The organism is Planobispora longispora (genome assembly GCF_016863135.1).
GTDB lineage: Bacteria > Actinomycetota > Actinomycetes > Streptosporangiales > Streptosporangiaceae > Planobispora > Planobispora longispora.
In genome coordinates this window covers 393,557-403,638 of record NZ_BOOH01000021.1, presented here as the reverse complement: position 1 = coordinate 403,638, position 10,082 = coordinate 393,557, and the positions used below count along the sequence as shown (strand labels likewise).

Sequence of the window (10,082 nt, the reverse complement as noted above, 5' to 3'; positions counted from 1 at the left end):
TCGTGGGCGGCTCTTCCGGATGGTCGGGGTCGAACAGCCGCAGCGCCCCCAGATCCTCCCGGGACCGGCGCAGGACCTCCTCCAGCGTGGGGCTCCCGGTGTGGATGACCGGGCTGAGCCGCGTCCAGTCGGCCAGCCGCCGGGCCGGTTCGGCGTGCTCGAGCGCGTGGTGGGCGGGGAACCAGGCGGAGGACTCCTCCCCCTCGATGATCGGGTTCACCAGGATCGTGGCCCGCCACTCCCCCCGCGCCGGGACGACCGCCCGGAAGGTGAGCAGCCCGGGGGCGGTGGTCAGCCCGGCCTCGGGCGACTCCACCCGCACCCTGGCCCCGCGCGACCGGTCGGCCGCGAAGATGTGCAGGCCGGCCGGCTCGGGGGTCGCCGCGGCCTCGGACACGTGCCGGATGCGTCCGGCCTTCACCTCGAACAGGTCCGCCACGTCGGTGTTCACCTGGACGGTGACCACGCATCCGGCCGGTTCCTCCGACAGGTTGCGCAGGGTCAGGTCCTCGCGGAGCCCTCCCCCGACGTAGCGGTCGCGGACCACCAGCAGCGTGCTGTCCGCCCGCCCCGGGCGCGGCCGCGCCCGGCCGAGGAAGGTGGCGTGGTACGGCTCTGCGGGGATCACCTGAAGCGTTTCGACCGGCAGGTCGTCCACCCGCAGCTCCCAGCGCGACAGGATCCGGGTGTCGGCGTGGTAGACCCCCTGGCCCCCGCCCGGGACGATGTCGCCGCTGCTCGCGCAGACGCAGAAGGAGCCCCCCTCGACCAGCGTGACCGTGTCGCCCAGCGTCTCCGGCTGGCCTTCGAACGTCCACGCGTTCACCGGCATGCCCTCCTCGGCCGTGCTCCTCACCCGTTTTCGGGAACGCCCATTACGGTAACCGGCCCGGTCCGGCGCGGGGCGTTATCCGGCTAGTCCATCCAGGTGGTTCGGCTGGCTAGTCCGGGTCTGCGGAGACCCGGACGCGGGGAGGCGGCGGGAGCGGGGAGGCGGCGGCCCGGTCAGGGCACCGGGTCGGCGACGCACGGGGCGTCGCCGCAGACGTCCACGACCACGCCGTGCCGCAGGAAGTACGCCTTCTGCGTGCGGGCCTCGGGGTCGTGACGCGGGTCCTCGTGGGAGTCCCTGCCGTACTCCGGGCCGAGCGGCGGGGTGTTGGTCGTGGGCGGCGCGGGGGTGCCGCTGTCCCACACGATGATCGCCGAGCCGGGGTACGGCCAGTCGGGCAGCGGCCGGATGCCCCAGAAGGGCGCCACGTCGGGGCTGCGCCCCGCGGCCAGGGCGGGCCGGTGGATGCGGGCCCCGATGGTGCGGGCCTCGACCTCGGCGGTCACGGTGGCGACCTGGTGGTCGCCGAAGGCGACGTGCAGGAGCACCCGGTGCCTGGGCGAGCCGGGCAGCGGGTCGCCGGTCATGTGCTGGGCGTATCCGTCGGCCTCGGCCCGGTCCCAGAGCATCTGCAGCAGCGCGAAGCAGATCTGCTGGGTCAGCTTGTCGGGGTAGCTCTGGTCCATCAGCCGCTGGAACGGCTGGAAGTCGACGCTCCGGTTGAGCAGCGTGCTGTAGTTCATGCCCGGCACGCCGAGCACGGCGTTGCGGATGTCGGGCGAGACGGCGACGAGCGCGCCGCCCGCGATGCCGCCCTGGCTGTTGCCGTCGAAGGCGAGGCCGGCCCGCCGGTCGATCAGCGACCGGCCCTTGCCGTCCTGGAACGCCTCGTGGCCGGTCAGCCCGTCCTTGCCGGTCATGGCCCGGCCGAGGAGGACGAAGTTGACCAGGCTCTGCTGGAGCCGGTCGGTGACCGTGCCGAAGCGGGAGAAGTCGGCGAAGACGCCCGCGACGTGCTGGACGTCCTCGTCGGACATGCCGATCCACTTGGTGGCGCAGAAGACGAAGTTGTGCTCTCCGGCCATGGCGCGGACGTTGCCGGCCCGGACCTCGGTGGCCCGGCCGAGCAGGCCGTGGCCGTACAGGGAGGGGTGCGCGGGCCGGGTGAACGCGGAGCGCGGGATCACGCACTGGTACTGGGCCTTGAGCGTGTCGCCGAGCGGGCGGGGCAGCCCGTCGGGTCCCCGGTTGAGGTTCGAGCCGGGCGGCCCGCCGGGTCTGTCGAGGTAGTTGGGCGCCTCGATCTCCCCGCTGACCTCGCGGGCGATGTGCGGATCCCGCTCGGGGGGCAGGTCGGTGACGCCGGTGACCGTGAACTTCGGCGAGCGCCCGCGCAGGGCGCGCAGCGCCTGGTCGCGCATGGACAGCACGGGCCCGGCGATGCCCTGCTCGCTGGCGACGGTGAACTCCCAGGCCAGGTGGAGCCCGCGCGCGTCCACCCCGGCCCGGGCCAGGTCGCCGAGGGTCCGGCGGAGCGTCCGCTGGCGGGCGGCGAGCGGATCGCCGGACGGGAGCCGGTCGCCCAGGAGCCGGGCGAAGGTCTCCGGGACCGGGAGGTCCTCGCTCGCGGCGTTCTTCAGGTTCCGCAGGGCGACGGCGTAGCGGTGCCCCTCCCGGAAGTTCTTCGCCGGCCTGACGATCAGCGCCCGGCGGGCCGGGTCGGCGGCGTTGGCGTCGAGCTCGGCCCAGTACGGCCAGCGCTCCCCGGTCCGGGTGTCGACGATCACGATGGGGGCGTCGCGCCGCAGCGACCAGCCGATGTCGGTGACGGGCGCGGCGCCGCTCTCGGCGAGGTCGAGGCCGGGGACGTGGGCCAGGAGCATCGAGCCCGGGGAGAACCCGTCGGCGGCGTTCCACTGCGCCGGGTCGACCGGCGTGCCGGCCGCGTTCCGCGGCATGGCCTCGGCGGCGACGTTCACCCTCAGGCCGGTGGGGGTGCGCGCGGCCGCGGTGAACCAGTCGTTGGGGAACGGGAGCAGGCACTCGGCGCCGGCGATCGGGTCGCATCCCGGCACGGCCGGGGCGACCGGCGCGGCGGAGGGGACGGGGGGCTCGGGGACGTCCGAAGCGAGGGCGGGAGCGGCCGACACGGATGTCACGACCAGCGCGAGACTCGCCACGATCATGCGAAGACGCATGCGACTCCTCCTCGGACCTCACCCCCCGACGAAGATTCCCACAGCAGACCCCAGAATTGACAGCCTCGTCAACAAAACATGCAGAATCGTGTTCTAAGCCGACATCTCTCCCAGGTGACCGACGTCATTGAAGATCACCAGTTCACCGCCCCGCCAGACGGAGACCGAGGTGTTGCCGATCGCGACGTGATCGATCGACTTGGCCGCCTCGGCCAGCACCTGCCGCAGCGTCAGCACCACGGCGTCGTGCGCCACGACCAGCACCCGCCGGCCCGCGCACTCGGCCCGCATGTCCCGGACCGCCTCCGCGACCCGGGCCGCGACGTCGGCGAAGCTCTCCCCCGCCGGGGGACGGTGGTGATGGTCCCGCCGCCGGAGGAACTCGGCCTCCTCCGGGTAGTACTTCTCGATCGCGGCCAGGTTCATCCCCGACAGCCGGCCCATCCGCCGGTCCCCGAGCCGGGAGTCGAACCGGATCGCGGGGGTCGCCGGCAGCTCCGCGGCGATCAGCTCCCAGGTCTGCACCGCCCGCCGGTACGGCGAGCACCACACCACCTCCTGCGGATCCCCCTGGGCCAGCCGCCGGCCCAGCGCCGTCGCCTGACGGCGGCCCAGCTCGCTCAGCCCCACCCCCCCGTCGGGCTGGCCCAGGACGACGGCCTTGCCCTCCGCCTCGGCCCGCGCGAACGCCACATTCGACTCGCTCTCTCCGTGACGTACAGCGGTGATCGTCAGAGGCATGCCTCCAGCCAACCCCCACGAGCCCGCCCCATCAAGCCCCGTTTCCCGAGAGGCCGGGAGGGACCACCGGAGGCGGCGGCCCGGCCTCCGCCCGTGTCGGGGTCACATCAGGTCGACGTCCGCGTACGGCCGGCCGTCCGACAGCGACGGGAAGCCCGGGCCGCGGTCGAAGAACGGCCCGTCCTGGGGCAGGAGGGCGCGGAGTTCCGCGCGGCGGGCCTCGGTGGCCTCGGCGTCCACCCTCGGGTCGTCGCGGGGGCCGTGCAGGACGACCCCGTAGTCGTCGCGGGCGCCCTCCGCCGAGACCTTGCCGTCGCGCACGTCGGCGGCCACCGTCTCGGCCGGGCGGTCCAGCGGGCAGCCCCAGCCGCCGCCCCCGGTGGTGCGGACCCGGATGACCTCGCCCGCGCGGACCGGTGAGTCGTCGACCAGGCCCTCCATCTCGCGTCCCTCGATCTCGACGCGGAACGGCCGCCCGGCCCGGCCGCCGTTCACGCCCCAGCACGACAGGATCGAGCGGTCGGCGATGGACATGAACGAGGCGTCGCGGAGCATCCGGATGTGCTTGTCGTAGCCGAGGCCGCCCCGGTACAGGCCGGGCCCGCCGGAGTCGACGGCCAGGCCGAGGCGTTCGACGCGGAACGGCCAGCGGGACTCGGCGAACTCGACCGGGATGTTGCGCGAGTCGGGCACGACGTGGATCGTGTCCTCCCCGTCGGCGTACCAGCGCCCGCCCGAGCCCCCGCCCAGGACCTCCCGCATCAGGTACGGCGCGCCGGAGGCGTCCTCGCCGTGGACGCCGGTGTAGCGGATGGTCTCCTGGTCGGCGGGCATCCGGCCGCCGGTGGCCTTGGCCAGCACCCCGGCCAGCACGCCCAGCAGCCGCAGGATCACGAACGTGCGGGCGTTGGTGGGCGCCGGGAAGATCGGGGTGAGCAGCGTGCCCTTCTCCGGGAAGCGCATCTCGATCAGCGGGACGACGCCCTCGTTGACGTCGAGCTCGGCCATGCGCTCGGGGGTGTCGGCGAGGTTGCGCAGGATCGGGGCGAGCCACTTCTTCAGGAACACCCCGTCCGCGTAGTCGCCCGCGTGGTTGATCGGCCCCTTGGCCTGCGGCGACGTGCCGGTGAAGTCGATGACCAGCGGGACGTCCGCGGAGTGGTCGACGGTGAGGGTGATGCGCTGGGCGTGCAGGCGGGGATCGTCCACCCCGTCGTGCTCGGCGTAGTCCTCCCACACGTGCGCGCCTTCCGGGATCTTGGCCAGCAGCTCCCGGCGGAACGTCTCGGTGGTCTTGGAGATGATCGCGTCGAAGCACGCCTCCACGGCCTCGCGCCCGTAGCGGGCGAACAGCTCGCCCAGCCGCCGCGCGCCCATCAGGCAGGCCGAGCACTCGGCGTCCAGATCCCCGGCGAGCGAGTCGGGCATCCGGGAGTTCCGCGTCATGATCGTCAGCGCGGCCCGGTTGGGCACGCCCCGGTCCCAGAGCTTGATCGGCGGGACCATCAGCCCCTCCTCGAACACGCTGCGCGCGTGCGAGGGCATCGAGCCGGGGACCGCCCCGCCGATGTCGTCGTGGTGCCCGAACGCCTGCACGAACGCGACCACCTCGCCGTCGTGGAAGACGGGCACGGTGACGCACAGGTCGGGCAGGTGGCCGATGCCGCCCTCGGACAGGTAGACGTCGTTGTGGAAGAACACGTCGCCGGGGTTCATCTCCCCGATCGGGAAGTCCCGGACGACCGGCTGGACCAGCGCCGAGTAGGACCGGCCGGTCAGCTTGCGCAGCCGTACGTCGTGGATGCCCGCGCGGAAGTCGTGCGCGTCGCGGATCATCGGCGAGCGGGCCGTGCGCGCGATCGCGGTCTCGACCTCCTTCTCCACCGAGGCGAGCGTGCCCTCGACGATCTCCACCAGCACCGGATCGGCGGCCCGCACGGCCTCGTCAGTCTCCCCCACGACGTACCTCCAGGTTGCCGAACTCGTCCATCGTCGCCGTGAAGCCGGGGTGCACCGGGAGCGTGGAGCCGTACTCCTCGATGACCGCGGGTCCGGTGACCACCGCGCCCGCGCCCAGGTCGGCGCGGCGGTAGAGGGGGGCCGGACCCCACTCGTCGTAGCAGACCTCGCGGGCGCCCGCCGGCTGCGGATCCGCGGCGCCGTACGGCCTGCGCCTGATCGCCGGGCGGGTGATCGGGCCGATGCCGGAGACCCGGAGGTTGACCCACTCGACGCCGTGCCGGGGGTCGTCGCGGTAGCCGTACCCGTAGAGCTTGCCGTGCTCGCGGTGGAAGCGGTCCAGCACCTCCTCGCGCCAGGACTCGTCCAGCGGACCGGCCGGGGCGGGGACGCGGACCTCGTACGCCTGGCCGTAGTAACGCAGGTCGGCGCTGCGCGCGAAGACGTGGCCGGTGAACCCCTCGCGGTCGAGGGCGTCGGCCGCCTGGCCCTCCAGCTCGCCGAAGATCTCGGCGGCGGCGTCGAGGGAGAGGTCGCGGGTGACGAAGGTGCGCACGTAGTCGTTCTTGACGTCCACGGTGAGCAGGCCGAACGCCGAGACGTTGCCCGGGTCGGGCGGGACGAGCACCGCGGGCAGGCCGAGGATGTCGATCAGCCGGCAGACCAGCAGCGGGCCGGAGCCGCCGAAGGCGACCATCGGGAAGTCCCGCACGTCCAGGCCGCGCTTCACGGTGATCTGCCGGATGGCGTTGGACTGGTTGAACGCGCTGATCTCCAGGATGCCGGTCGCGGTCCGCTCCGGGCTCAGCCCGAGCTTGCCGGCCAGCGCCTCGACGCCCTGCCGGGCGGCCCCGGCGTCGAGCGGGATCTCCCCGCCGAGCAGGTGGGGCGGGACCCGGCCGAGGAAGACGTGCGCGTCGGTGACGGTGACCTCGGTGCCGCCCCGGCCGTAGCAGAGCGGGCCGGGGTCGGCCCCGGCGGACTGCGGGCCGACCTTGAGCGTGCCCTCGGGCGAGATCCACGCGATGGACCCGCCGCCCGCGCCCACGGTCACGATGTCGATCATCGGGATCTTGCACGGGTAGCGGCCGATGCTTCCCTCGGTGGTCAGCGACGGCTCCCCGTCGACCACGACCGCGACGTCGGTGGAGGTGCCCCCGCCGTCCAGCGTGATCACCGAGGGATGCCCGGCGGTGGAGGCGATCAGCGCCGCGCCGAGCGCGCCCGCGGCCGGTCCGGAGAGCACGGTGGTGATCGGCTGGTGCACGACCTCGGCCGCCGACAGCACGCCGCCGTTGCTCTTCATCACCGAGAACGGCATGCCGAGCCGTTCGGCCAGGTTGGCGATGTAGCGGCGCATGGTCGGCTTGACGGCGGCGTCGACCAGCGTGGTGACCGACCGCTCGTACTCGCGGTACTCGCGCAGCACGTCGCTGGAGATCGAGACGGTCGCCTCGGGGTGCTCGCGGGCCAGGACCTCGCGCATGCGCGTCTCGTGCTCCGGGTTGGCGTAGGAGTGCAGGAAGCACACGCCGATCGCGGTGATCCCCCGGTCCCGGAACCACCGGGCGACCTCGGCGGCCCGCTCCTCGTCGAACGGCCGGACCTCCGCGCCGGTGTGGTCCAGCCGCCCGCCGACGGTCCTGACCCGGTGCACCGGGACGATGCGGGGCGGCTTGATCCAGAAGTAGGAGTTGCCGTAGCCGTCCGGCACGCTCTGGCGGGCGATCTCCAGGATGGACTCGAAGCCCTCGGTGGTGACGAAGCCGAGGTCGGCGATGCGGTCCTCGAGGAGCTGGTTGGTGGCGACCGTGGTGCCGTGCACCACCGACGACACCCTGACGCCGTCCGCGGCCGCCGGCGCCGCGGGATCGTGCTCGCCGAGCACCTTCCGCACGCCCGTCATGAATCCGTCGGCGGGATTGGCGGGGGTGGAGGGGGTCTTGGTGGTGGTGATCTCACCGGTCTGCTCGTCCACCGCGACCACGTCGGTGAACGTGCCCCCGGTGTCGACACCGATACGGACGCTGCGCATGCCCCCGTGTCTACCCAGTCGTGCCGAGCCCGCAAATCGGCGGACCCTGCCGAAACCGGCCCGGATCCTTGGCAATCTCATCGGCCCGTTCCTCCTCCGGGCGTCCCCGCCGCTCTCCGGAACTCCCACCCGGTCCCGTTCGTCACAAAAGATGCGGTTTCGAGACGAGACCCAGTCGACGAGAGGGGCGGTCTCCGTGCGCAGCGCGTTCTTCGGCAACCTGAACGAGGGTCAGGCACCCGGGCACTTCGTCCTGCAGAACAACAAGATGCTGCGGGTACAGCTCAACGGGGAGGTGCTGGCGCGGCAGGGCTCGATGGTCGCCTTCCAGGGGAACATGGACTTCAACTACGAGGGATCCGGCGGGGTCGGCAAATTCCTGAAGAAGATGATGACCGGGGAGGGCGCGCCGCTGATGCGCGTGCGCGGGCAGGGCCTGCTCTTCCTCGCCGACAAGGCCCAGGATGTGCACCTGTTCTACCTGGAGAACGAGGCGCTGACCGTCAACGGCAAGAACCTGCTGGCCTTCGACCCGCAGCTCACCTGGGACATCCAGCGGGTGCAGGGCGCCGGGATCGCCGCCGGCGGTCTGTTCAACACCACGCTGACGGGCACCGGCTGGGTGGCGGTCACCGCGCACGGCACGCCGGTGCTCCTCGACGCCTCCCAGGCGCCGACCTACGCCGACGGCCAGTCCGCGGTGTGCTGGAGCGCCGGGCTGCACGTGGGCGTCAACCACACCTTCAAGGCGGGCGCGATGATCGGGCGCGGGAGCGGCGAGGCCGTGCAGCTCGCCTTCAAGGGGCAGGGCTTCGTCCTGGTCCAGGCCAGCGAGGGCCCGATCATCCCCCAGTCCGGCGGCTGACCGTCCGGCCCGCCCGGCACCACGCTCACGGACCGGTGAGCAGCACTCTCACGAGCCGGTGAACAGCACTTTCACGGACCGGTGAACTGCACTTTCACGGACCGGCGGCCGGCACCGTAAGCCTGGCGGAAGGAGATCGTAAGGACCTCCCGGCACGGTGGAGTCATCGACGACGAAGAGCCGCCGAAGAACCGGAAGGAAGCACCTCGTGCGCAAGCTCAAGCTCCAGGTCCAGACCACCGCCGACGGCTACATGGCCGGCCCGAACGGCGAGATGGACTGGATGAGGTTCCCCTGGACCGACGACATCAACGCCTACATCGAGGCCCTGACCGCGCCGGTGGACTGCATGGTGCTGGGCCGCAAGCTCGCCGAGGGCTTCATCCCGCACTGGGCCTCCCTGCCCGAGGGCGAGGACAAGGCCTCCATCGACTGGATGAACGAGACGCCCAAGGTCGTCATCTCCGACAGTCTCACCGAGTCGCCCTGGGACAACGCCGTCGTGGCCGGCGGCGACCTCACCGAGGCCGTCAACGCCCTCAAGGCCCGGCCGGGCGGGGACATCGTCGTCTACGGGGGCAGCACGCTCGTGTCGAACCTGATCGCCGAGGGCCTGGTCGACGAGCTGCACCTGTTCGTCAACCCCACCGCGATCGGGACCGGCCTGCCGGTCTTCCCGGCCACCGGCGCCAACCAGCCCTTCCGCCTGGTCGGCGCGCACCCCTTCGAGTGCGGCATCACCGCGATGCACTACGAGCCGGAGCGCTCCGCGCCGCGGGCCGCCCCGGACGCCGACCGCTCCGAGAGCGGCGACTCCGGCGCCGCCCACCGCGCGCAGGACGGGCCGCCGCGGCCCACGCAGGGATCTTCCGGCGTGGGGACCGCGGAGCGGCCGGTTTCCGGGACGGGCCTCAGCGGCGGCGAGCTCCCATGGTGGAGTTGATCACAGCGTCGGCGTCGTGCGCGTGGATCTTGGCGGCGAGCCGGATCGCCAGCTCGTTCGTCCGGCGCAGCTCGGCCTCGACCCGGGCCTTGCCCGACTGGCCGACCTGAACGCCGAAGTAGGCGCCGATGATCGCCCCGGCGACCCCGACGAGCCCGGCGAACTGCACGCCGCCCCCGTCACTGGTCAGCGAGATCACCACGAATCCGGCCAGGATGACGATCAGGCCGGTCAGGACGATGTAGAACCCGTACCTCCAGCGAGCCGCCTCCGACTCGGCCGCGACCCTCTCGTCGTCGGTCATCATCGCGGCGAGGGCGGGAGGGAACTCCGCGGTCGCGGGAGCGGCGGGGGCCGTGGGGGCCGCGGGACTCTCCTGGGCCGGGACCGGCCTGGCGGCGGGCAGGGTGGGGGTTTTGGCTGTCGTCACATGTTCTCCCATGTCTCGGTCGGCCAAAAGAATCTCCCACGCTTTCTGGAAACCGACCAAGTCGGACATTGACCAGCGT

General features: G+C 72.6%; 8 protein-coding genes. 2 read left to right on the top strand and 6 right to left on the bottom strand.

The genetic code is table 11. From position 1 onward, the window contains the following. The 5 genes from Plo01_RS15755 to Plo01_RS15735 all read right to left on the bottom strand — a co-directional run. A partial coding sequence (locus Plo01_RS15755) for a glycogen debranching N-terminal domain-containing protein (protein WP_373871690.1) occupies positions 1-832 on the bottom strand: 832 nt, incomplete at its 3' end. Between the two features lie 173 nt (positions 833-1,005). Further along, positions 1,006-3,030, bottom strand: coding sequence for a hypothetical protein (locus Plo01_RS15750; RefSeq protein ID WP_203891307.1), 2,025 nt, complete (start codon positions 3,028-3,030; stop codon positions 1,006-1,008). Positions 3,031-3,123: 93 nt separating this feature from the next. Continuing rightward, positions 3,124-3,771 (bottom strand): histidine phosphatase family protein, encoded by a 648-nt coding sequence (locus Plo01_RS15745; RefSeq protein ID WP_275415391.1) that lies wholly within the window; start codon positions 3,769-3,771, stop codon positions 3,124-3,126. A gap of 102 nt (positions 3,772-3,873) precedes the next feature. After that, complete coding sequence (locus tag Plo01_RS15740; RefSeq protein ID WP_203891305.1) at positions 3,874-5,730, bottom strand: hydantoinase B/oxoprolinase family protein; 1,857 nt, start codon at positions 5,728-5,730, stop codon at positions 3,874-3,876. Then, on the bottom strand, positions 5,717-7,765 hold the full coding sequence (locus Plo01_RS15735) for a hydantoinase/oxoprolinase family protein (RefSeq protein WP_203891304.1): 2,049 nt from the start codon (positions 7,763-7,765) through the stop codon (positions 5,717-5,719). The genes Plo01_RS15740 and Plo01_RS15735 overlap by 14 nt, the downstream gene beginning before the upstream one ends. Before the next feature lie 196 nt (positions 7,766-7,961). On the opposite strand from Plo01_RS15735, the gene Plo01_RS15730 reads away from it, so the two are divergent. Then, entirely contained in the window at positions 7,962-8,630 is a 669-nt protein-coding gene (locus Plo01_RS15730; protein ID WP_239316385.1) for an AIM24 family protein, read from the top strand. Positions 8,631-8,838: 208 nt separating this feature from the next. Next, a complete protein-coding gene (locus Plo01_RS15725) occupies positions 8,839-9,573 on the top strand; it encodes a dihydrofolate reductase family protein (RefSeq protein ID WP_203891302.1) in 735 nt (244 codons plus the stop codon). On the opposite strand, the gene Plo01_RS15720 is transcribed toward Plo01_RS15725, so the two are convergent. Next, positions 9,542-10,003 (bottom strand): hypothetical protein, encoded by a 462-nt coding sequence (locus Plo01_RS15720; RefSeq protein ID WP_203891301.1) that lies wholly within the window; start codon positions 10,001-10,003, stop codon positions 9,542-9,544. The genes Plo01_RS15725 and Plo01_RS15720 overlap by 32 nt on opposite strands. Positions 10,004-10,082: the final 79 nt, after the last annotated feature.